The sequence below is a fragment of the Bathymodiolus thermophilus thioautotrophic gill symbiont genome (assembly GCF_003711265.1).
In the GTDB taxonomy this organism is placed as follows: domain Bacteria; phylum Pseudomonadota; class Gammaproteobacteria; order PS1; family Pseudothioglobaceae; genus Thiodubiliella.
In genome coordinates, this window is the sequence record NZ_CP024634.1 from 1042400 (window position 1) to 1066653 (window position 24254).

At 36.4% G+C, this 24254-nt stretch carries 13 protein-coding genes; 12 read left to right on the plus strand and 1 reads right to left on the minus strand.

Annotation, left to right across the window (positions count from 1 at the left end; genetic code table 11):
• The first annotated feature begins 90 nt into the window (after window positions 1-90).
• The 9 genes from MS2017_RS03840 (at window position 91) to MS2017_RS03880 (ending at window position 8271) form a co-directional block, all read left to right on the plus strand.
• Window positions 91-471: a hypothetical protein gene (locus MS2017_RS03840; protein WP_122951318.1), complete on the plus strand. Its 381-nt coding sequence runs from the start codon at window positions 91-93 to the stop codon at window positions 469-471.
• A 419-nt stretch (window positions 472-890) separates the two neighbouring features.
• Complete coding sequence (locus MS2017_RS03845; protein ID WP_071563272.1) at window positions 891-1235, plus strand: DHCW motif cupin fold protein; 345 nt, start codon at window positions 891-893, stop codon at window positions 1233-1235.
• Window positions 1236-1527: 292 nt separating this feature from the next.
• On the plus strand, window positions 1528-3420 hold the full coding sequence (gene thrS, locus MS2017_RS03850) for a threonine--tRNA ligase (RefSeq protein WP_071563890.1): 1893 nt from the start codon (window positions 1528-1530) through the stop codon (window positions 3418-3420).
• The gene (infC, locus tag MS2017_RS03855; RefSeq protein WP_084032297.1) at window positions 3420-3947 is read left to right on the plus strand and encodes a translation initiation factor IF-3; all 528 of its coding nucleotides are present in this window, start codon (window positions 3420-3422) and stop codon (window positions 3945-3947) included. Before thrS ends, infC begins: the two co-directional genes overlap by 1 nt.
• Before the next feature lie 73 nt (window positions 3948-4020).
• Window positions 4021-4218: a 50S ribosomal protein L35 gene (gene rpmI, locus MS2017_RS03860; RefSeq protein WP_071563888.1), complete on the plus strand. Its 198-nt coding sequence runs from the start codon at window positions 4021-4023 to the stop codon at window positions 4216-4218.
• A gap of 17 nt (window positions 4219-4235) precedes the next feature.
• Window positions 4236-4595 (plus strand): 50S ribosomal protein L20, encoded by a 360-nt coding sequence (gene rplT, locus MS2017_RS03865; RefSeq protein ID WP_071563887.1) that lies wholly within the window; start codon window positions 4236-4238, stop codon window positions 4593-4595.
• A gap of 12 nt (window positions 4596-4607) precedes the next feature.
• A complete protein-coding gene (pheS, locus tag MS2017_RS03870; RefSeq protein ID WP_071563886.1) occupies window positions 4608-5621 on the plus strand; it encodes a phenylalanine--tRNA ligase subunit alpha in 1014 nt (337 codons plus the stop codon).
• Window positions 5621-7984, plus strand: a complete 2364-nt coding sequence (gene pheT / locus MS2017_RS03875; protein ID WP_122951319.1) for a phenylalanine--tRNA ligase subunit beta — start codon at window positions 5621-5623, stop codon at window positions 7982-7984. Before pheS ends, pheT begins: the two co-directional genes overlap by 1 nt.
• Window positions 7984-8271, plus strand: a complete 288-nt coding sequence (locus MS2017_RS03880; protein WP_071563884.1) for an integration host factor subunit alpha — start codon at window positions 7984-7986, stop codon at window positions 8269-8271. Before pheT ends, MS2017_RS03880 begins: the two co-directional genes overlap by 1 nt.
• 50 nt (window positions 8272-8321) lie before the next feature.
• On the opposite strand, the gene MS2017_RS03885 is transcribed toward MS2017_RS03880, so the two are convergent.
• A complete protein-coding gene (locus MS2017_RS03885; RefSeq protein ID WP_071563883.1) occupies window positions 8322-8792 on the minus strand; it encodes a hypothetical protein in 471 nt (156 codons plus the stop codon).
• 45 nt (window positions 8793-8837) lie between these two features.
• On the opposite strand from MS2017_RS03885, the gene MS2017_RS03890 reads away from it, so the two are divergent.
• From MS2017_RS03890 to MS2017_RS03900, 3 genes are all read left to right on the plus strand, one after another.
• Window positions 8838-9743, plus strand: coding sequence for a DMT family transporter (locus MS2017_RS03890; RefSeq protein WP_071563882.1), 906 nt, complete (start codon window positions 8838-8840; stop codon window positions 9741-9743).
• 260 nt (window positions 9744-10003) lie between these two features.
• Window positions 10004-18916, plus strand: coding sequence for a Tc toxin subunit A-related protein (locus MS2017_RS03895; protein ID WP_122951320.1), 8913 nt, complete (start codon window positions 10004-10006; stop codon window positions 18914-18916).
• 1 nt (window position 18917) lies between these two features.
• Window positions 18918-24233 carry a SpvB/TcaC N-terminal domain-containing protein gene (locus MS2017_RS03900; RefSeq protein ID WP_122951321.1) on the plus strand — a complete coding sequence of 1772 codons (5316 nt, stop codon included), beginning with the start codon at window positions 18918-18920 and terminating at the stop codon, window positions 24231-24233.
• Window positions 24234-24254 lie beyond the last annotated feature (21 nt).

The window sequence follows — 24254 nt, forward strand, 5'->3', positions numbered from 1 at the left end:
CATTGAATTTTGCTAATCATCCATATTTATGCAAAGGTCTCTCTTAGTAAGAGCATATAATAATAAACATTTTATAATTTAAAAAAAGATATGTCAGAAAAAAATAAAATTCCAAGTGAGCAAATAACATTAAAAAATGTCGGAGAATTAACTGGTTTGGGGATTGCCTACAGATCTTCAACAGTTGATAATGAATTTATTCTTGGTCTAACAATGGATGTTGTGGATCCAGAACCTGGAAAATCTTATGAAGGCTGGTTGGTTAAAAAAGAAGGAAAAAAAATTATTGATTTTTATTCAACAGGAATGGCCTACAAGGCCAGCAATAAAGTTTGGGTTGTTTCCTACGCCATTCCTTTGAACGAAAAATCTTATTATAGAAATGTTGTGATTACGGAAGTAACTGGCGATGAGGGAAAAACTAATGGAGTGCCGGGAAAATATTTATACGAAGGCGTTTTTGTAAAATAAAAAGAAGAAGGGTGTCCAGAAAAAAATAGTATAGATAAACGCTAAAGCGTTACAAATCGAACAAGATATAGCCATTGAGAAGTGAGTTATTGTTTCGTCGTAAGATAAAAAAAGGCTATTTATTTACCCTTCAAGAGAAAAAACTAGGTTGATTAAAATATTTAAATGTTATTCGAGACCTTTGCATAAATATGAATAATCATCAAGCATCCACTTTTCACCAAATTGGCAACAATTGAATTTTGTTCACCATCCATATTTATGCAAAGGCCTTATTTAGATAAAATAACCAACAGGCACCTAACAATATAGATGATTTTAAAAACAATTTGATTGAAAAAATGAAAAACGAGATTAAACAAAAAACTAAAAGAGATGCACGCCCCCAAACAGAACTTAAGAATGAGGCTAAAAACAGCATAAAAAATTTGAATATTCCTTTTCAAACAATAGACTGGAAAGGCATCCAAAAAACAGAGCATATAGGAGAAACGGGAGTAGCATATTGGCAAACAATACAATTTGAAGGTTTGCGAATTAGATATGTAGAATATTCAAAAAACTACAAAGCCAATCACTGGTGTAAAAAAGGCCATATCGTTTATTGCCTCAAAGGCGAGGTAACCAATGAACTGGAAAATGGAGAGCAGTCTGTTTTACTTGAAGGTATGTCATATATTGTTTCTGATGACTTAAGTTCTCACCGTTCCGTTACAAAAAATGGTGTTCATTTATTGATCATTGATGGCGATTTTTTAAAATAGAATACCTGAAAAAATCTCTCATCTAAATGTTGATATGTCCAATAATTAGGGGGTTTATGCGTTTTTGTTTCCACGCTATACATGGGAATACGATGCTATCAACCAACAACACTTTTTATTCAAACTTAAAATATACAACAAAGACAAACTGTCTATCAATGAATGGTGTGGCAGTATTAATTTACAACTTAGGCTATTTTTTGAAATTGTGAACGAATAAAGTTACACACAGAAGACAGGCGTATTAATAATAAGGTAAAATTCATCTTTTTTATTTTCCTATGATTCATTCATGCCAATAATTACTCTGCCCGATGGAACTGAAAGATCTTTTGATCAAGCGGTTAGTGTGTTTGAAGTTGCCAAGTCGATTGGCTCGGGATTGGCTAAGGCGACGCTTGCTGGTAAGGTGAATGGCGAATTGGTGGATGCTGCGTTTGTGATTGAAGCTAACAGCACTTTGTCTATTGTTACCGATAAGGATGCAGAAGGGCTTGAGGTAATTCGTCATTCTACGGCGCATCTATTGGCACAGGCGACGCAAATGCTTTATCCTGATGCACAGGTTACGATTGGACCGGTGATCAAAGAGGGTTTTTATTATGATTTTGCGTATAAAGATGGGTTTTCAGAAGACGATTTAGCCAAGATTGAAAAAAATATGAACAAGCTGGTTAAGCAAAATCTCAAGATTGAACGAAGTGAGATGTCGCGTGACGAAGCAGTGCAATTTTTTAAGGACAAAGGCGAGCATTATAAAGCGGAAATTATTGAATCTATTCCTGCGGAACAAACCTTGTCTTTATATAAGCAAGGTGATTTTATTGACCTTTGCCGTGGGCCACATGTGCCTTCAACTGCCAAACTTAAAGCCTTTAAATTAATGAAATTAGCAGGCGCTTATTGGCGTGGCGATTCTAATAATGAGATGTTGCAGCGGGTGTACGGTACGGCTTGGGCAAGCAAACAAGATTTGGAAACGCATTTGCACCGATTGGAAGAAGCGGAAAAGCGTGACCATCGAAAAATTGGCAAAACGCAAGATTTGTTTCATATGCAGGAAGAGGCACCCGGTATGGTGTTTTGGCATGAAAAAGGGTGGGCGTTATATCAAATTGTTGAACAATATATGCGTGGTATTTTTAAAGACAATGATTATAAAGAAGTGCATACGCCACAGTTAATTGACAAGAGTCTTTGGGAAAAATCAGGGCATTGGGACAAGTTTGGTGATGCCATGTTTACTACCAGCAGTGAAAATCGTGATTATGCGGTTAAACCGATGAATTGCCCAGCACACATTCAAATTTACAATCAAGGACTTAAGTCTTATCGTGATTTACCGTTGCGTTTGGCAGAGTTTGGCTCTTGTCATCGTAATGAGCCATCAGGCACGCTACATGGCATTATGCGGGTGCGTAATTTTGTGCAAGATGATGGGCATATTTTTTGTAGCGAGGCGCAAATTCAGAGTGAAGTATCTACTTTTATTGACTTGACTTTTAGTGTTTATCAGCATTTTGGTTTTGAAAATATTGACATTAAGCTCTCTACTCGACCAGAAAAACGAGTGGGCTCCGATGAAGTATGGGATAAGGCAGAAGCAGCACTTGCGCAAGCCTTGAATGACAAAGGCATTGAATGGGAGTTACAAGAGGGCGAAGGCGCTTTTTACGGACCAAAAATTGAATTTGTGCTTAAAGATTGTCTAGATAGAGAATGGCAGTGTGGCACTTTGCAGGTAGATTTTTCCATGCCAGAGCGTTTAGATGCACAATTTATTGCTGAAGATGGGTCAAAACAAACGCCTGTGATGTTACACCGTGCAATCGTTGGTTCGTTAGAGCGATTTGTGGGGATTTTGATTGAGCATTATGAGGGTGCGTTTCCATCTTGGTTGGCGCCAATTCAAGCGGTTATTTTAAATATTTCTGAAAAACAAGCGGATTTTTCTATCGATGTTGAGAAAAAATTAAAAAAACAAGGAATTAGAGTGATTTCGGACTTGCGGAATGAGAAGATAGGCTTTAAAATACGAGAACATTCTATGCAACGCTTTCCTTATTTATTGGTTGTGGGTGATAGAGAAATGGAGAACGGTGAAATTTCAGTACGAAAACGCGGCGGTGAAGACCTCGGGTCTATGTCAATTGAGGCGTTCATTAAGTTAGTAAAAGAGGATTAATCATTAAAAAACCAAATAGAATACGCATCAATCAACATATTAAAGCATCTCAGGTGCGTTTGATTGATAGTGAAGGTGAGCAGGCCGGTGTGTTAAGTACAACTCAGGCATTAGAGATGGCAAAAAAATCTGGACTGGATTTAGTGGAAGTATCGCCAAATGCAGAACCACCTGTTTGCAAGGTGATGAATTTTGGCAAGTATCGTTATGAGCAAAAGAAACAGCTCAGCGACCAAAAGAAGAGGCAAAGGAAAACCACTGTTAAAACCATTAAATATCGCCCCGGTACAGAAGAAGGTGACTATCAAATTAAATTTAGAAATTTGGTTAAATTTTTAGACAATGGTGACAAGGTTAAGGTCAGCATTTGGTTCCGTGGTCGTGAAATGCAACATCGTGAGTTAGGCATGGATATGCTAGACAGAATTGAGAAAGACACAGAAGAATTTGCCAATGTAGAGCAAAAAGCAAAGATGGAGGGTCGTCAGCTAGGCATGATGCTGGCACCCAAATCGAAGAAAAAATAAGCACCGCTTATTTTATGTTTAATAAAATCATTCTTAAGAATGATAAATATGTCCAAAGGACAAGGAGAAAATTATGCCAAAGTTAAAAACCAATAGAGGGGCTGCAAAGCGCTTCAAAAAAACTGCCAGTGGCGGTTATAAATGTAAACACTCTCACTTGCGTCATATCTTGACCAAAAAGAGCACTTCTAGAAAACGCAGTTTGCGCGCACCAGACACAGTTGAAAAAGCTGATGTACCAATGGTTCGTAAAATGTTACCGTATAGTTAATTTAGGAGTATAAGAAAATGGCAAGAGTATCAAGAGGTGTGCAGGCGCACGCAAAACATAAGAAAATTTTAAAGAAAGCGAAAGGCTATTATGGCGCAAGGTCAAAAGTCTATCGTGTTGCTAAACAAGCAGTTATTAAAGCAGGTCAATATGCCTACAGAGACCGTCGTCAAAGACGCCGTCAGTTTCGCAGACTTTGGATTGTGCGTATTAACGCAGAAGCGCGTAACAATGGTTTGAGTTATTCAAGAATGATTGACGGTATGAACAAAGCAGGCATTGAAATTGATCGCAAAGTTTTATCAGACATTGCAATCTTTGACAAAGCGGCATTTGCTAAAATTGCTGAGCAGGCGAAAGCGGCTTTAAGCAAATAAGTCGTTTTACCGGTGATTGACGATATTCTCAATAGGGCAAAAGGTGCCATTGAAAAAGCGCAAAACTTAAATGATTTAGAAGATTTAAGAGTTGCGCTTTTAGGTAAGAAGGGCGAGTTAACTGCCCTACTTAAAGGCCTTGGGCAGTTGAGTGCAGAAGAGCGACCAAAGATGGGTGGGGTAATTAACCAAGCCAAAGGTGTGGTGCAAACGCTATTAACTGAGCGAAAAAATGCATTAGAAACCATTGAGTTGGAAAAGCGCCTGCTTAGTGAAAAAGTGGATGTTTCTCTACCGGGGCGTAATGCTGAAATGGGCGGGCTTCACCCTGTTACTATTACCCTTAAGCGCATTCAATCCTTGTTTGCAAAAAACGGTTTTGAAGTAGAAACTGGTCCTGAAATTGAGGACGATTTTCACAACTTTACTGCACTTAATATTCCCGAACATCATCCAGCGCGTGCAATGCACGATACTTTTTATTTTGACGATGGCTCTGTGCTTAGAACACACACTTCTCCCGTGCAAATCCGCACTATGGAGAATCAAAAACCGCCCGTGCGTATTATTGCGCCAGGTCGAGTGTATCGTTGCGATTCAGACATTACCCATACGCCGATGTTTCATCAGGTAGAAGGGTTGATTGTTGATAAAGAGGCAAACTTTGCACAACTTAAAGGTTTGTTGATTGACTTTTTGCGTGCCTATTTCGAAAAAGAAGATTTGAAAGTGCGCTTTCGCCCTTCGTATTTTCCCTTTACCGAGCCTTCGGCTGAAGCAGATATTGAATGTGTTATTTGCGGCGGCGAAGGTTGTCGTGTTTGCAAAAAAACAGGCTGGCTAGAGGTTTTGGGCTGTGGCGTCGTGCATCCGAATGTTCTAGAATCGGTGAAGATTGACAGTGAGGAATACACGGGGCTGGCTTTTGGTATGGGTGTTGAACGGTTGGCAATGTTGCGTTATGGCGTGAACGATTTGCGTCTTTTCTTTGAAAATGACATCCGCTTTTTAAGGCAGTTTAAATAATGAATATTTCAACAACATGGTTGCGTGAATGGATTGACCCAAAGGTTAGCGATGAAGTGTTAGCCGAGCAGTTAACCATGGCAGGTTTAGAAGTTGACGGCATGGCACCTGTTGCTCCTTATTTTGAAAATATTGTGGTAGGACATGTGCTGTCTTGTGAAAAACACCCCGATGCTGATAAGTTAAATTTGTGCCAAGTGGATGTTGGCAAGGGTGATGCCCTGCAAATTATTTGTGGTGCCAATAATATTCGTGCTGATTTAAAAGTGATTGTTGCCACAGTTGGTGCTGTGTTGCCGAATGGATTGAAGATTAAAAAAGCCAAACTTCGTGGTGTTGAATCATTGGGTATGATTTGTTCTGACAGTGAATTAGGTATGGCAGATTCATCTGAAGGCATTGCTGAATTAGACGCTAATGCCCCTATTGGTGAAAATATTAGAAAATATTTAAATTTAGATGACAATATTATTGAATTAGACATTACACCTAATCGTGGCGATTGTTTTTCAATATTAGGAGTGGTGCGTGAGGTAAGTGCAAATTACGAATTGCCTTTTGAATTGCCCAGCTTTCCCGTTCAAACACAAGTCAAATCAAGTATTAATACCAGTGTTAGCAACACCACAGCTTGCCCTAAATACTTAAGTAGAAGTGTTTTGGGTATTGATAATACGGTTAAAACACCGCAGTGGATGATTGACAAACTTGTTCGCTCTGGTCAAGCACTCCATTCGCCTGTGGTTGATATTACTAATTTCGTTTTAATGGAGTTGGGGCAACCAATGCACGCTTTTGATGCGACCAAAATTAACGGTGCAATTGAAGTTAGAAACGCAAAAGCAGGTGAGAAAATTGCATTGCTAAATGAAACAACGGTAACGCTAAACGAGGATACTTTGGTCGTTGCCGATAGCGGTTCAGTGCTTGCAATCGCAGGTGTGATGGGTGGATTAGACAGTGCCACACAGAGTAACAGCACAGATATTTTATTGGAAAGCGCTTTTTTTGAGCCCGTATCGATTGCAGGCAAGGCCAGAAATTATGGCTTACATACTGAATCCTCATTGCGCTTCGAACGAGGCGTGGATTTTGCCATTACCGAGTTGGCACTGGATAGAGCCACGCAATTGATTATTGAAATTTGCGGCGGACAAGCGAGCGATGTTAATGCTTGCATTGATAAAGCCTCTTTGCCAAAATTGCTGCCTATTACCATTACCCAAGATAAAATTCATAAAATTTTAGGGTTTGAGTTAGAAGCCAAGTGGATTGAAAAGAAATTTATTGGATTGGATTTTGAAATCAGCAGCAAAACGGACAACACTTGGACTATTGTTCCGCCAAGTTTCAGATTTGACATCCGCCTTCCTGCTGACTTGATTGAAGAATTGGCAAGGCTATACGGTTATGACAAAATACCCGTGCAAAAACTCTCACTTGATGCCAATATTAACGCTGTTGAAGAGGCGCAAATTGACAAATATGATATTGCACAATCTCTGGTAACACGAGGCTATCAAGAAGTTATTACCTATAGTTTTATTTCAGAAAAATATCACAATTTGATTAATGCTAACGCCAATAAAATTGCACTGTCCAATCCTATTTCAGCCGAACTGTCGGTGATGCGTTCATCGCTTTGGGCAGGGTTGTTGCAAAGCGTTGAATCCAATCAAAGGCGCGGGCATAATAACGCTAGATTTTTTGAAATTGGTTTGTGTTTTTCGGGTGTTAAAGCCAATGAACAATCGAATAAATTGGCAGGTATTATTTCGGGAAATCGCTTTGATGCGCAGTGGTCGGGTGATTTAATGCCAGTAGATTTTTTCGATGCCAAGGCTGACCTAGAATCGTTGCTTAAATTAACAGGTGTCACATTTGAATTTAGTGCAAGCGAACACCCCGCCTTGCAAAAAGGTCAAACTGCCAAGATAACATTAAACGACAAACAAGTCGGCTGGATTGGTGCCTTAGCACCAAATGTTGCTAAGGAATTGTCATTGCCAAAATGTTATTTATTTGAAATTGATTTACCGGTGTTGCTCGCAGGTAAAATTGCCAAATACGAAGCCTTTTCTCAATACCAGCAATCTCAACGGGATATTGCACTGGTATTAGATGAGGCAACACCTGTGGCTGTATTGATAGACAGTATTGAAGCAATGCAACAACAAAATTTTGTTGGTGTAAGTTTATTCGATGTCTATGCAGGTGAAAATATTGAAATTGGACAAAAAAGTATTGCGCTTAATCTGGTTTACCAATCGCTTGAGGCGACAATGGATGATGCGCAAGTAAATAACAAAGTGGATAAGGTGTTAGATTTGCTGCAAAGCAAATTTGGTGCCGTACAAAGATAATGTCATTAACCAAGAAAAATATTGCCGATTTATTGGCAGAACAAGTAGGTATTAGTCAAACCCAAGCATTGTCATTAACCAATGATTTTTTTGACACCATCAGAGATTCTCTTGCCAAGGGTGAGGATGTTAAATTATCTGGTTTTGGCAATTTTGTCATCAAAGAAAAAGTCGCTCGCCCAGGCAGAAATCCAAAAACAGGCAAGCCTGTAATGATTTCAGCCAGAAAGGTAACAACTTTTAAAGCAGGGTTAAAACTCAAGGAAATCACAAAGTCAAGTGGCTAAAAGCCATTTAAAGACTTTGTATAAGATTGAAGTTTGTTAAGCGCCCATATTTATTTTGATATAGCACTCATAAAGCCTTTTAAGACAGGCATTGTTTTGTCAATCAGTGCCTGGTCTTGTTCAATATTTCTAATTTGATCTTCCAGTGACTTGTCGGTTGTTTTGAGTGTTGCCTGATAATCGTCATCAAATTCAAATGCAATAAAATAAAAGCCCTTGCCTTTATTTCTGGTTGAATGCACTGCTAAAAAATCCGTTTCCCAAGCAAGTTCTGCCTGATAAGTAGCCGATGAATCTGTCAGATCTTTTTGCACCAAAATAAGCGTATTGCCAAAGTGAAAAATAAACCTTTCGGCACTACAATCGGACGCTGATTTGATTTGTAACTCATTGTTGTTTAGTGCATCAGCAATTTGTTTCAATTGCGGGCCACTTAGTTGAATATACTTGGCATCTAAATAATTGCCAATATTACTATCGGGATAATTGTTTTCTAGGAATTTAATCAGTTTTTTTAACATATTTGCTCTTGTTGGAGAAAAAAACCTATTATAATCGCAAAATCTATGAATAACACTCAACAAAACACCTTATTAGGTTTGCTATTAGCATTTTTAGGTACTTTTTTGTTTGCTTTAAAATCTATTTTTATTAAATTGGCTTATCTTGAGGGGCTGAATAGTGATATCGTACTTATGTTACGCATGGCAATTGCATTGCCTATTTATCTTGGTATATTGGGTTATCTTTTTTGGAAAAAAGACAAATGTAAAGTGCTTACTCGAGCAACATTTTTCAGTATTGTTGGATTGGGTTTTATCGGATATTTTTTAGCATCTTTGCTTGATTTAAAAGGGCTTGAATATATTTCTGCCGGCTTAGAGAGATTAACTTTATTCACCTACCCTATCTTTACTGCCATTTTGGGTGCACTATTTTTTGCCACCCCATTATCTAAGCGCATTATTATTGTCCTCCTCACCACTTATCTAGGTTTGTGGATTATGTTCAGCCAAGAAAGCCTATTAAGTGGTAACAACAACAATACCCAAACTGGCGTTATATTGGTATTTTTTTCGGCATTGAGTTATGCATTTTATGTATTGCTCAGTAAAAATATCATTGGTAAAATTGGCTCCGTTTTATTTACTGCGGTTGCTATGAGCATCTCCAGTGTATTTGTTTTGTTCTTTTATTTCTTATTGTTTGATTTTTCTCAAATATCTATTAGCCATAATGCTTGGTTGTGGATATTTTTATTGGCAATAGTTAGCACAGTCATCCCCAGTTTTTTAATCAGCGAAGCAATTCACAGAATTTCTCCCTTGCAAACAAGTATTGTAGGTATGTTGGGACCCGTTGTTACCATTATATTGGCTGTATTTATTCTTTCTGAGCCGTTTGGTATTTATCAATTTTTGGGCGTTAGTTTGGTTGCATTGGGTGTGGGATTACTAACTTTTAGGCGCTAAATTGAAGTTTATTGTATTGAAAAAATGGGGTAAATTTTATGAATGCCATATTTTTATACGAATCTTTTCTCCATTATACCAAAATATCATTATAATCTTTGTTAGAATTTTCTGCATAAGACACAAAAAATTAATTTTTTTTTAATTATTTATGTTTATGCTAAAGGTTTTTATTGACACCGTTATCAGATTGTTTTTGTTACTAATATTATTTTTATGAACAGTAATCAATTGATGTATTAAATTAAAGGGGAATGTAAATGGATGTTAAAACGATAGATTTATTTGACAGTGTAATTTTAAGAAAGCACAATATAATTCAAAATAGCGAGGAATGGAAGGAGCTTGCTAGGCGACAAAGATTGATGCGATTAAATATTGCTGATGATACAACAACATACTTGATGGACAAAGGGCTTCATTCTGCCAATCATATTGCAGCAATGCCATTGAGTCAGTTTTTAGAATTGTGTCAAGATTTTCCCGATAACAAACAGTTAGAAGATGCTCACAAAGCAGCACAAGCCATTCGGTCTACTACCATGCATATGATGGCCAATATGAAGAATTTACATCCCTCTGGTCATTTTGCTAGCACCAAAGCATTTACAGCAGATCCCGAGCTTTCTGCTTCCTTTAAAGGCTCGCCAAGTTATGAGAGTTTGTTTGGCAGTTTGGATTATTATGAATGTTCCGAGTTTTCTTCTATTTTTGGCCCTGCAGCTTATTTGTTAGATCTAATGCGCATTACCCAAATCTATATTAGTGATACCAATGCGAAAACCATCCCTTCAGGATTGCATTTTTTTGACAGAAGACCCGATATAAAGGAGTTGGTATTAACAGAAAATAATGTTACCACCGAAGTCTTAAAATTGAAAATTGTCAACGAAAGAATTGATGCATTATTGAAAAAACTTATTCCTGAGGCAAAAAAAGATTATGTTGCTTGGTTAGATCAAGCGGTTTATCCATTCAGCTTGCCTTTTTGCTTGCCATTAACACAAATCCGCTCTGGGCTTGATCAGGTTGAACTTGATTTATTGGCCATTTATAAAACATTGCAAGCAGATGAAAAATATTGTTTTCGTGAATTATTAACTTTGTCTCCAGAGCAATATAAATTAATAACAACAGAAGATGTAAAAAGACAAACGACGCTTTGGGATGAGGATTCGTTAGCAAAAATGCAACTGTGCGCTTTGTTTTCTAAAAAAGCTGATTTTGACGCCAAAGATTTAATAGATTTATTTCAACAGAATTTAGATCTTGACAAAGAAAAAGAAAGTGCCAAAAACTTTTACATTGGCAAGCACCTTGCTAAGCATAAAGCAGTTACCGAGCATTATCTTTATATTAAAAAAGATTCTAAAGGGGATTTCATTCAAAACCTAAATGTGGACAGTGACAAAACTGTCGTTGCTGACAATCTTGATATGATTGGGCGCTTTATTCGTTTCTCTCAATATATTGGGTTTTCGTTTCAAGAGGCAGATTGGTTATTGAATGTGGCAGAATTTTTACTTACTGGCATAGCACCCTATGATAGCGGTGCCAACAGTAATCGTATTGATGCCTTGTGCGGGGATCATCTAACTGCGGTTAGCAAAATCTATCAATTGGCAGACTTATTAGAGCAACCTGTTGTCAATATATTAGATGGTTTGGGTATTGTAAAAACTTATGGTGTTGGTATTGGCGTTGCTTCTGAGGCACCTTTTGATATTATCTTTAACGGCGCTAATGAAGTCCCTTATCATCCCTCCTATGCGGGAAACCCCACTTATAAAGATACAGTGCAAACTTGGGATTTGTCTAATAAAGAAATACCTTTGTCGGTAATTAACATATTAAGTCAATTGGGATTGGGGAAAACAGAGTTACTGGCATTGGGTAAGTATGCATTAAAAGTTCTTAGTATTTCTAATAAATCGTTGCCATTGAGTGTTGAAAATTTGTCATTACTCTATTCTTATAGTTCAATTGCAAATTGGTTGCATATTAATATTGTTGAATTTGTTTTAATCAATGAAAATTTAAACAAAATTCAAATACAAGCACAGGGCTGGTCCAATCCGATTGATGATTTGATATCACTGGTTAATACTGCAATGTGGATGAAAAAACACAATACCAATGTTTTTAAAGTGGACTATATTATCAATGGCAATATGAGTCGTTATGTTGACCTGGGTTTTTCTATCAAAGATTTCCCACAATGGTTGAAATCTACTAGGGCATTGACCCCATTGGAGGTAGGTAAGGTAACCGATGAAACCGTGTCAAAACTTATTGATATTATTGCCAATTACCTCAATGTATCGCAAGAGATAATGCAGGCATTGTTTCGTATGAATTCTACAGATTGGGTGCTTGATTTTTTAACAACTGATAGTCTCAAAGATGCTCAATTGCCTATTATCAGATTTTCACGACTTTTGGCACTTAATAATTTTTTACAAATTAACACCCCTGTTTTATTATCTAGTGTTAATCAACATCCAGAGTCATATGGCTTTAAGAAATTTCCGGCTAGCAGTATAAAAGTTGGTATTAATTTAACGCAATTACAAAATTTGACTGCTTTTAGAGGTTTACAAGAGCAATTTAATGACACGCAGAATGATTTTATTCGTTATATAGACAAACAAAGCTTTATGCCGAATTTCAATCAAGGCAAGGGCTATACAATTACAAATGTTAACACTATAACAAATACCTCTAAAGTTGAAAGCTGGTCTCAAAGTATTGCTTTTTCATCAGATATCGTTAAGAATGGAAAGGTTTCTTTTAAAATGGGGCAAGGAAATACACAAGTTATGTTTGGTCTTGCTGTTACTTTTGCAAGTACATTTTATAGTACTATTAATTATGCTATATTTGCAAACCAAGGGTTGATATTTGTTGTAGAAAAAGGAAAGAATAAAATGCCTGCATTTGGCTCATATACGACTGATGATGTCTTATCTGTTGAAAGGTATGGAAATACTGTTGGTTATTATAAAAATGGCGTTCTTTTTTATACATCAACTATAAAAGAAACTAAGGATATGTATCTATGTGTTACTTTTGCAGATGTGGGTGGCTTTATTACTAATGTGTCACAGAGCGACTATTGTCTTTCCGAAAGAGACGGTATATTGCATCATCTTACTAATTGGGATATAGATCAAGTTCAGGCAATATCGTCTCGTTATACAAAATATAACAAAGATATTGTCGCTCTAATTGTTTTGGTTAACGATATTTTCTCTTTAACTAAGCATCTTGGCGATGATGTTAATATGTTGTTTTCTTTGGCTGATAAAACAACAACGGATAAGCATGCTAATATGCAAGCAGCATCAGAGTTACTTTTTGCACAATTAAAATCTTGTTATACGACTGATAACTTTCAAGTAACGGCGCAAATTATATCAGGGAAGGTTTTGGAGAAAAAGCGTGATGTTATCGTGGGGGCTGCAACTTGGGCTTTAAGGAAAACTTATACCGATATACAGTCGACAAATAACTTGTCCGAGTATTTGCTGACAGATGTTAGTGTGTCAGCAAAAATTAAAACTTCTTATATTAAAGAGGCCATCAGTGCAGCACAACTTTACTTGCAACGAGTAAAACTTGATGTTGAGCAATTTATTGTACATATGGAAATAAAAGATATATGGTGGCAATGGATTAGTAATTATCGTATTTGGGAGGCCAATAGAGAAGTTTATTTATACCCAGAAAACTATTTAGAGCCGAGTTTGCGAAAAAATCAATCTACACTATTTCAAGATTTTTCTCAAACTATATTAAAGAATAATATTACCCCAGAAGCCACACAAAAAGCGTTTGAGAAATACTTTCAAGGTTTTGAACAATTGGCGGATATGAAATATTTATCCAGTTATTACACTGAGGACAAGAACCAGGCGCTTTATTATTTCTTTGCTGTGAGTGCAACGCACCCACCACAATATTATTATTGCACTTATAGTCATCCACTTAATAGTCATTTTGATTTTGAAAGTACAGGTATGTGGTCGTCATGGAATAAAATTGATGTTGCTATTAAAGGTAAGAACATTACACCGATTTATCATGCTGGTAAGTTGATGATACTTTGGGTGGAAGTTGAAAAATCCAGCACTTCTGATGTCTCGTCACCATCATCAAAAAAAGGTGGAAGCAATAGTGGCGGTGTTGCTACCAATCGTTTGGATGTTTATAAGGCAAAGATTGAATATATTGTTCTTCAAGGTAATAACTCTTGGGGGAGTGCGCAAACATTAATACCAGAAGAGATTGTTTATGTTGACGATCAACAGGGTATTGGTCTAAATAAATTAGAAACAGGCATTCTCTTTAACGGTGTGTTTGATGATATGGATTCTGATGAGTGGAATACTGTTTATGCTACTAATGTTGGTAACGATATTGCAGTATATTACGGACCTTTTCTTGCTCAATTTAACGATAAATGGGGGGAGCCTTTCAAAAACGGACTGAAGACAGAAAGTATAGAGGAATTAAGTATATTTGAATTGCGTTTATACAAATCAATGGTTTTGTATGCAAGTATGCAAAATTCAGAACAGGGTTGGATAGAGATAGATGACGCTATGATGAATTTGCCTTACATTGATGTCAGAGTGTTTAACCAAGAATTAATGCCAACAGAGGTAAAATTAGCAAAAGGCTATGTGGCTACAAGTTCCTTTTGGTTATCCTCTTTTCTAGATGGAGACCTGAGGTTTTTAATGAGTGGCAACGACAATATGTTGTATGCAAATCTAGCGAGTAATATATATGACAATTATCAATTTGGCAACACTCTACCTTTAGGCGAGTTTCAAACAAGTAAAAAATTTACGATCTTAAATTTTGAGATTTTGGCATCAGAATTGCCAGATGGTATGTCTATTGCGCAGCTTATAGACAAGTTAAAGGGTCAAGGTTGGCTAGAGTTAATGCGTTCTGTTAGTTATTGTGCGACAGTAAAATATCCTGCCATATCCCAAAAGCAGAAGACTAGATTGGCGCAATTAACTAAAATACTTAACTTGAAATCGGGAGAACACCAGAAGTTTCTTTTAAGTGTCGACAACTTCTTGATGACTGGGATTAATAATAGAGTGTTGTTATTGTTTAATGGCATCTACAGTAAATATAGTAAACAATTTTCTGTAAAAAATAAGTCAGGCACTTTCTTATATAAAAATAAAAACAACGCTTTGTTTTTAGACTTGCAAGCAAAAAATACAAGTCAATCTAGCATTATTTCCCCATCCTTACACTTTGGCACACCTAAAATATCAGTAAGGAGTTTTTATTTTCCAAAAACAAGTGAGATGACCTTGCTCATATCAAAAAGAATATTTGCCGCTTTTTTGGCCGATGGTTTTATCAAGTTAGCTTCAGACAAATCCGATTATGGCTTTGTTGATATAGAGAAATTTACAAAAGTTATGAAGGTTAATAATTGGGAATGGATGGACACTTATCTTAATAAGAAAAGGATAGATGTTTTAGGCGAAAATAGCCTAGAGGTACTTTGTGTAATGCTTGCTTCTCCTAAAGTTTCTAGTGCATTTTTTGTTAATCCTTTGGTGAATCTATCACAAAGTGAGGCGATATACCAGGCTTTTATCGAGAAAGGCGAAAGGATAATAAGTATACGACATAGCCTCTGTCGCCAAAAAATTATTGATATGGGTATTGCAGGGGTGAGGGGAATACTGATTCGGAACAAGATTTTTATATCAGAACAAGCTCTTTATTCTATATTTGATCGAACTATCAACTGCAATTCATTGATTGCAATTTTCAATACACCTTATAGTCAGCCATTATCCAAGGTTAAATATAGTATAGATGATTGTGGAGATTTAAATTGTAATGTCATGCGTTTGGATACAAATGCTTTTGTGCGACTTAAAAAACAACTAATGACAGAGGGGATAGGCAAGACATTGTCATTAAATAATCAACAAATTCCAATAACGACAGGAAATTGGATAAGTGATTTGCAGCCCGCTAAAAATCTCAAGTTGCCTAGCCTTCTAAATGGCGATCAAGTTGACTTTGTTCGAGGGCCTTATGCTCAATATTACTGGGAATTATTTTTTCATGCTCCTATCTTGGTTGTTAAAAACTTAAGTAATCAAAATAAATTTGAGGAAGCAATTAATTGGTTAAGGCATATTTTTAATCCCTCCAAAAAGCGTAAGCATATAACAGAAAAAACTTTTTCCACTGAGGCACCCGAGCAAATTAATGCAACAACATCTGCCGCTGCTTTTAAGTTGTTACAAGAGACAAAATTAGATGAAAATCCTTATATTGATAGTAATGGTGATGTTAATAAAAATTACAAAGGCAACGAAAAATTAGATTTTTTAAAGTTAAGTGTAGTGCAAACTCGAATTATTCGAAGTATACTGAGTAATTACCACATTGTTAATCCAATTAACAGTTATTGGAACTTTGAACCTTTTCGCAATCACACCTTGCAAACTTTAAAGGACATGTTGACAAATAAGGCTTCTATACAGCGATACGAAGACAATCCTTTTGATCCATTTGCCATTGCACAACTTAGAATTGGGGCGTTTGAAAAATATGTGTTAATGTTGTATATTGATATCTTGATTCAGTGGGGAGATAGCCTATTTACTATTGATACACGCGAATCCATCAATGAGGCGACCATGCTGTATTTGTATGCCTATGATATGCTAGGCAGTAAACCAGAAAACTTGGGCAGAAAACATTCGCAAAACCCTGCCAGTTTTGCAACGATTTTAGCCAAATATGGTAAGTCAAGTGCCATTCCAGAATTTTTGATTGATATGGAAAACCATTTTCATTTTAAAAATTTGCCAGCAACAAAGATGGTAAATTATCCGTTTAATGATTTACCCAGTTATTTTTGCATACCAGAAAATAAACATCTAATAGCGCGTTGGGATACCATTGAAGATCGGTTACAAAAAATCCATAACAGCCTAGATATTAAAGGTAATTTTCAAGAACTGGCTCTATTTGCACCACCTATTAATCCTATGGATTTAGTTAGAGCGACTGCTTCGGGCGGTAATGCACTAAGTGCCAATTCTCAGAATGGTAAGACTGTGCCAATTTATCGCTTTGCCTCTATTGTGCAGTTAACTAAACAATGTATCGATAGTGTGGTGTCATTAGGTAGATTATTGGAGGGTGATTTAGAAAAATATGAAGCCGAGGATTTGTCTTTATTGCATACTACCCAAGAAGGTGTAATGTTAAACTTAATTAACAATCTTAAACAGGATAATATTGAACAAGAGGAGAATGTTTTAGGTGGGTTAAATAGTAATTTAAAATCTGCTATAGATAAGAAGCGGTATTATGACGGATTAATTAAAACAGGTATCTCTAGCTACGAAGAAACAGCGCAAGTGCTAGAAGATGTGTCCATTGGATTTGGCATTGCCTCTGGTATATCCTTTGCTGCCGCTTCATATGCCTTTGGACTTCCTCAATATGGATCGCCTTTTGCGCTAACTTATGGTGGCGTTCAGTTGGGTGGAAAATTATCAGCTATTGGTCAAACATTCTCACTTGGTGCGAGCATCTCCACTTTTGCTTCGCAAAGGGCGTTAACGGATGGTAGTTACGATAGGCGCAATCAAGAATGGGTTTTTTCTTCAGATCAAGCAGGTGACCAAATAGAAGAAATAAACAATCAAATGTTGGCCAGTAGAGTTAGAATCAAGATGACGCAACAAGAATTGGAAAACAATAAGACGCAAATTCAACAGAATCAAGTTGTCGCTGATTATTTGCATCATAAGTTTACCAATAAAGAACTTTATCAATGGCTAGCAGGCCGTATTTCTGCCTTGTATTATCAACAGTATCAGTTGGCATTAAAAACTGCGACATTGGCGCAAAAATCCTATCAGTTTGAATTAAATAGCGAACAGGAATTTATCAACATTGTGTATTGGGATACGACACATAAGGGGTTATTAGCAGGAGAAAGTTTATTGGGTAGTTTGACCACTATGGAGCAATCTTATAAAACATATTTAAAAAACAGAAAATTAGAAATAGAAAAAACCATTTCTTTGAAAGAATTTAATCCAGCGGCATTAAAGGACTTTAAGAAAGGGAAGTGTACTTTTGAATTAACGGAAAGACTGTTTGACAATGACTTTCCAGGTCATTATCAGCGTCAAGTTAAAAGTATTTCTATTAGCGTTCCAATGATTATAGGGCCTTATGAAAATTTACATGCGACTTTATTGCAATTGCATAGTGCCGTGGTATTGCAGCCTGATATTGAAGCGGTTAAATATTTGTTAAAGCAGGATGGTAGCAAGAAAAATATTCGTAATGATTGGCGTAATAATCAAAAAATTGCCATTTCTCGAGGTATTGAGGATGCAGGTGTGTTTCAACTTGATTTTAGAGATGAAATGTATTTACCATTTGAAAATACAGGTGCAGTCTCAACATGGGTATTGTCTATGCCTGTAAGTGACAACAAAGGCATTGATTACACCAGTATTTCTGATGTTATTATCAATTTGCGTTATAGTGCTATTGCTGGCAGTCCAGCCTTTACTAAAGCAGTGAGGGAGGCATTAAAACAAGGAGCGACTTACCCAGCCGCACTTTGTTATGATTTAAAGCAAAGCTTTTTGAGTAATTGGCACACCTTTATGCAGGATCATTCCGATCTTAGCAAGCAGCAACTTGAATTTTCTTTTAACTTTAATGTTAAGGGGTTGCGCTATTTTGATTTTGTAAGTCTAGATAAAGTGGTTGTTAGGATTACCACTAGCGCAGGTATTAACATTGAAAAATCAGATATATTGTCGCTTAGTATTAGAGACAAAGTGACCAAAGTTGATATTAATAATAAAATCTTAACAGACAATGGCGAATATGCAGAGATTAAAGGTTGGCGTGAGGGTGAAATAGACAATGTTAAAGATTCTGAGAGCGTTGATACTGGCTGGGCAACTGATTTGGACTTAAAGGGTATTGATGCAATTAATGCCAACTGGGTGTTGTCATTTGACTTGAACGCTATTGCCAAAGATGATAATCTTAAGGCGATACTTAAAGATGGCTTTATTGATCCAGATAAGTTATTAAAAATTGAGGTGTTATCTTTGTATTTTGGGCGACCAACTAAATAGCATGAAGAAGGCAATAACATTACCAAAATTATCTATTCCCAAAAGTGGCGGTTCTTTTGAGGCGAGAACAGGGGGGTATGAAGTAGGCAATCAAGGAGAAGGGTCGTTTGCCATTCCATTGGCTGTGCCAGTTGCAAGAGGTATAAAGCCACCTTTGCACCTGTCTTATAACTCGGGTTCTGGTATGGAGGTATTTGGCTTGGGTTTTGCTTTGACTACGCCTCATGTAGTAAGAGATCTAGAGCGTGGCATACCCACTTATACAAGCGACGATACTTTTATTTTAAGCGATTTGGGTGAATTGTTAGAAGTTAAGCGACAAACGAATAACGATATTCTGAGCATTTCTTACTTACCAAGAATTGAAACAAGTTTCGCTAAAATTAAACAGATATTTACAACCAAATATGATTCATATTGGGAAGTAATTGGTCATAACGGCATGGTGCACATTTACGGTAAAGGCGATAATGACAAGATATTTGATCCGAATGCCAAATCTAGAGTTTTGCAATGGAATATTAGCAGCAGCTGGGATGCCAAGGGCAACGGCATTATTTATCATTATAAAAGAGAAGACGATAAAAATGTTGATAAAACAAAGCCCAGTGAGAAAAACAGAGTAATTGGTGCTAATGTTTATCCTGCTAGTATTGAGTATGGCAATTGGCGAGCAAAGGAGGCAAAGACAGATTCTTATACTTATAAAATTGTATTTGATTATGGTGAATATGATTTGTCTAATCCAGAAGCCCCAGCAAAAGACTGGAAATTAAGATCAGACCCCTTTTCTCATTATAAAGCTGGTTTTGAAAGACGATGTTATCGCTTGTGTAGAAATATTTTAATTTATCACCAATTTCCAGCAGAAAACAAAGGGCAACCCTTTTTAAACCATGTGTATAGTTTTACTTATAAGACCGAAAAATTGGTAGGCTTTAATCAGTTGACTGCCTACGAGCAAACAGGTTATAGAAAGCAAAAAAATACTTATCAGATGCAAAAATTACCAACAACTACCTTTGGTTATGTTGAGCATCATTTTAGTGATAATGATTACAAAGACATACAAATACCTAATCATTTGAAAATGTTGGAGGGTAGTCGAAATTTTGAATTTATTGATTTAAATGGCAATGGAATTCCTGGCATTATTTACAGAGACGACACTAACTTTTTTTACGCCCAACCCCTAGGCAAGGGTAAGTATGAAGAATTTTCTTCTGTTGATATTCCAAGTTTTCATCACCAAATGAAAACAGAAAGTTTTGCCGATTTAAATCATAATGGTAGGTTAGATTTTGTATATGGTAATGCGCTTTATGGTGGTTTTTTTCTTCGATCAGATGACGATAAATTTCAGCCGTATCAGAGTTTTGAAAAGTATAGCCCTGCTTTTGCTAATCAAGCCATTGCTAATGAACATATCGATATCAATGGCAATGGGCAGAGTAGTTTGCTGCAAATTCATCAGAATTATATTGTTGTTTACGAAGGTTTGGATGAAGAGGGGTTTGGCAATCCTTATCAAGTTGATAATGACAACAATGTCCCTACACTTAATTATGACGCCAAACACTGGATAGGCTTTGGTGATTTATTTGGTGATGGTCGGGTTCATCGTATTAGAATTATTGATGGATGTGTAGAGAGTTGGGCTTCTTTAGGCAAAGGCAGGTTTGCTAAAAAAGTTACCTTTGATAATGCACCTACCTTTGCAAATTTTGATTCAAGTAGATTACATTTGGTTGATAGTGATGGATCTGGTGTTGCTGATATTCTTTATTTTAACGCAGATAATTTTCTTATTTATTTTAATCAATCGGGCAATGGATTTTCCAGCCCCATTACGATAAAACTTAAAATTCCTTATACCAATCGTTCTAGAATTTGGATTAGCGATATCAAGGGTTCAGGCAGTTATGGTTTTGTTTTGTCCACACCTGGGTTTGACTCTGTTTGGTATGATTTTTCCACTGATGGAAAACCACATTTACTCTGTCATAGTGACAATGGTTATGGGGGTGAATACACCGTATCTCACTGCTCTTCAGTAGATTATTTTCTTGCTGACAAAGCACAAGGTAAGCCTTGGAAAATGAATGTGCCTTTCCCTATTCAGGTGGTTAATAAAATTGAAGTAATAGACAATTTAACGGACTCAAAATCTTGTGTAAATTATGCTTATCACGAGGGTTATTATGATTCTTATGAGAGAAAATTTAGAGGATTTGCTTATACTGAATCTTGGGATAATGAACAGACGCATTTGTTAAATAACACCTTGGATCAGCCAACTGTCTATAGCAAACAGTGGTATTTTATTGGTGTTGTGGATACAGATAACAGTTTCTATCAGCATTTAGCAACTGAGTTTTATCAACAAGATTCGCGTGCTTATCATTTGCCTATTAACAATTTCGTTAGTAAAAATGACAAAACTTTACAAGAGTCGTATCAGGCATTACAAGGGCATTTATTGAGAAGTGAGGTTTATGCTTTGGACAAAACCAAGCAAACAAAGAACCCCTATCAAGTCATTGAACACAATTATCAATTATTGTTACTGCACGAAGCCGACACCACCAAAGATGCGTGGCATGGATTTGCCTCCTTTTTTGTTAGTAATAATGAAACGCTTGATTATCATTATGAAAGAGACCCTTTTGATCCAAGAGTAGGGCATACGGTGTTGTTGAAACTTGATAAATATGGACACCCTTTGTTGTCTTGTAATATTGTTTATGGGCGTAGAAACAATAACAACACTGCCTTGGAAACCAAACTATACCCACAGCAAAAGCAAGTGAAATTATCACTTGGTCAGCATAGTTATTTCAATCAAGATGACCAAGATTTATTTTTATTAAGTGTGCCTATTAATACGACAAGTTATGAAATACACGGTATTAAAACACCTGATTTTAGCAAAACTGACCACTGTTTTACTCGAGCGTATTTATTAAATGTAATTAAGACGGCTTTGGCAAATATCATTGCTTATGAGCAACCATTTGCAGATAAAAAAATACAAGCGCGTATGTTAAACAGTGTTAATCAGTTCTATTGGGATAAACAACAACAAAAAGCATTGCCTTATCAGCAAGCGACCTTGCCATTATTAAAGCATCATCATGAGTCTAGTATTTATACAACAGGCCTTATTGCCCAAGTTTACAAAGACAAGGTGGCAAGTAGTGATTTAAAAAGTGCCGGCTATCTTTTGAAAGATAAAATTTATTGGATGCAAAGCGAAGTAGTGTATTGCCAAGAGAAATATTGCTTAATTAGTGGTGTTAGCAATGTATTTGGAAAAGATATTCAATTTAAGTACGACGATCAGGCTTTGTTTGTCGTTAAAGCGACCCATGTGTTGAAAGATGACTTTTCGAGTAAAGTCGTCAAGCAATCATCTGTTGGAAAAATTGATTATCAAGCACTCAAACCTTGGCAATTGATTGACAATAACAATATAACTCACGAAGTGGCTTACGACCCCTTAGGCCGTGTTTATGCTGAAACAATGTACGGTAAAACCAATGGTAAAGCTGAGGGCAATGAAGCCATTAGTCATTATCAAAAACAAGCCCAACCAACCTTGGCAGATATTCTAAAACATCCAGATAAATATGTTCAATCAGCAGATACTTATATTTTCTATGATGATTTCTCTTGGCAAAACAATAAGCAACCAATGCACGATGTATTTGTTAAACGGGATATTTTTGTACATCACCAAGGTGTGAAAAGTCAAACACAATACCCCCTTAAAATCACTTATTTTGATGGGTTGGGTCGTGCCTTAGAAGTCAAAATGCAAACCCAATATAATAACAAAATAACCTACATCTGTTCTGGCAGATCTGCTTACAACAATAAGGGTAAAAAAGTTAAGTTTTATGAAAATTACTACACTGAAAATCCCAACTATGATGCCAGTTTCCCTGTTGACATATTGCCACCGGGGTTAATGTATTATGACCCACTTGGTAGGCTATATCAGACACAAACCCCAAAGGGTTTTATTACAAAAACCAAGTGGAGTGGCTGGCATGAGGGGAATTATGACAGATGTGATACCGTTAAAGATAGTCCGTATTTTAAAGGGGTAATGTCTGGCAAGATACCCGCTACAAAGGATGAAAAAACAGCGTTACAAAATTCTAGTATTTTCTATAAAACACCAGAGTATAAGATATTGGATTCACAGGGTTATGTCTTTTTGCATTTGTCAGTTTTGTTGGATGCCAAGGATAAAGATCCGCAATATTTGGCTACCACCACAACTATTGATTTCCAAGGTCGAGTCATTGCACAAGCCGATCCACGATTAGGCGCACTCAATCCACCTGTGCAAAATATTCAGACTATTTATAATATGGGGCATGGTAAAACTTCTGTGATGGTATGGAACAATGTCGACAGTGGCATACATATTAGTTTTTTTGATATTAGAGGACTGCTATTGAAAAAATGGGACAGTCGCGGTTTTTGCAGTTCAATGGCGTATGATAATAATGGCAGACAATTCTACAAGCAAGTTACAGGGCAAGAGGGTGAATTGAAAATGAATCACAGGGTGCATCAATTTCATTATGGTGATTTTTTACCCAATGCATCAACGAACAATTTAAATGGAAAGACAGTTGTAATTGAAGACTCCTCAGGTAGAACAGAAAATTTAATTTATAATATTACTAATAATTTATGCGCTCAGAAAAAAACTTTTTTAGTGGATTATAAGCAGCAGCCAGATTGGAGGAAAAACCCAAAATTAGAAGACACACATTACCAAACCAATTGGCAATTTAATGCACTTAACAGAGTAATGCTATTGCAAACTGCTGATGGTACTCAACAACAATATCAATATAATTTAGTATTGCAGCCCATTGGCTTAACCACAACATTTAACAATAAAACGCAAGTAACCCACATAAAGTCACTTGATTATAATGCTCAAGGACAAGAAGAAAAAATACAGTACGGCAACGGTATTGTCGTTGTGCATTCCTTTGAAAAAACCACACATCGAGTTATTAAAATACAAAGCAAAGATAAAGCAGGAAAATTGGTGCAAGATTTGCTACATGTTTGGGACCCAGAGGGCAATTTGAGTTTCCTAACAGATAACACTATTAAATTATTAATGCCTAAGGCTAAAGATTTGGATTGCAAAAGTGTTTATACTTATGATTCGCTATATCGATTAAAAACTTCTACTGGTTATCAACATGTAGGCATCAAAAAAGACACACATGTGTCTGGATTTAAACAAAGCATCTATATGCCTTTACCAGATTCTAAAAAACAATGAGTGTGGTTAAATCTTTAGCAA

Excerpts from the sequence above, each read along its gene's own strand:
- MS2017_RS03885 (WP_071563883.1), bottom strand. The coding sequence starts at position 8,792 with ATGTTAAAAAAACTGATTAAATTCCTAGAAAACAATTATCCCGATAGT.
- MS2017_RS03880 (WP_071563884.1), top strand. The coding sequence starts at position 7,984 with ATGTCATTAACCAAGAAAAATATTGCCGATTTATTGGCAGAACAAGTA.
- rplT (WP_071563887.1), top strand. The coding sequence starts at position 4,236 with ATGGCAAGAGTATCAAGAGGTGTGCAGGCGCACGCAAAACATAAGAAA.
- MS2017_RS03900 (WP_122951321.1), top strand. The coding sequence starts at position 18,918 with ATGAAGAAGGCAATAACATTACCAAAATTATCTATTCCCAAAAGTGGC.
- MS2017_RS03840 (WP_122951318.1), top strand. The coding sequence starts at position 91 with ATGTCAGAAAAAAATAAAATTCCAAGTGAGCAAATAACATTAAAAAAT.
- MS2017_RS03890 (WP_071563882.1), top strand. The coding sequence starts at position 8,838 with ATGAATAACACTCAACAAAACACCTTATTAGGTTTGCTATTAGCATTT.
- rpmI (WP_071563888.1), top strand. The coding sequence starts at position 4,021 with ATGCCAAAGTTAAAAACCAATAGAGGGGCTGCAAAGCGCTTCAAAAAA.
- MS2017_RS03895 (WP_122951320.1), top strand. The coding sequence starts at position 10,004 with ATGGATGTTAAAACGATAGATTTATTTGACAGTGTAATTTTAAGAAAG.
- thrS (WP_071563890.1), top strand. The coding sequence starts at position 1,528 with ATGCCAATAATTACTCTGCCCGATGGAACTGAAAGATCTTTTGATCAA.
- pheT (WP_122951319.1), top strand. The coding sequence starts at position 5,621 with ATGAATATTTCAACAACATGGTTGCGTGAATGGATTGACCCAAAGGTT.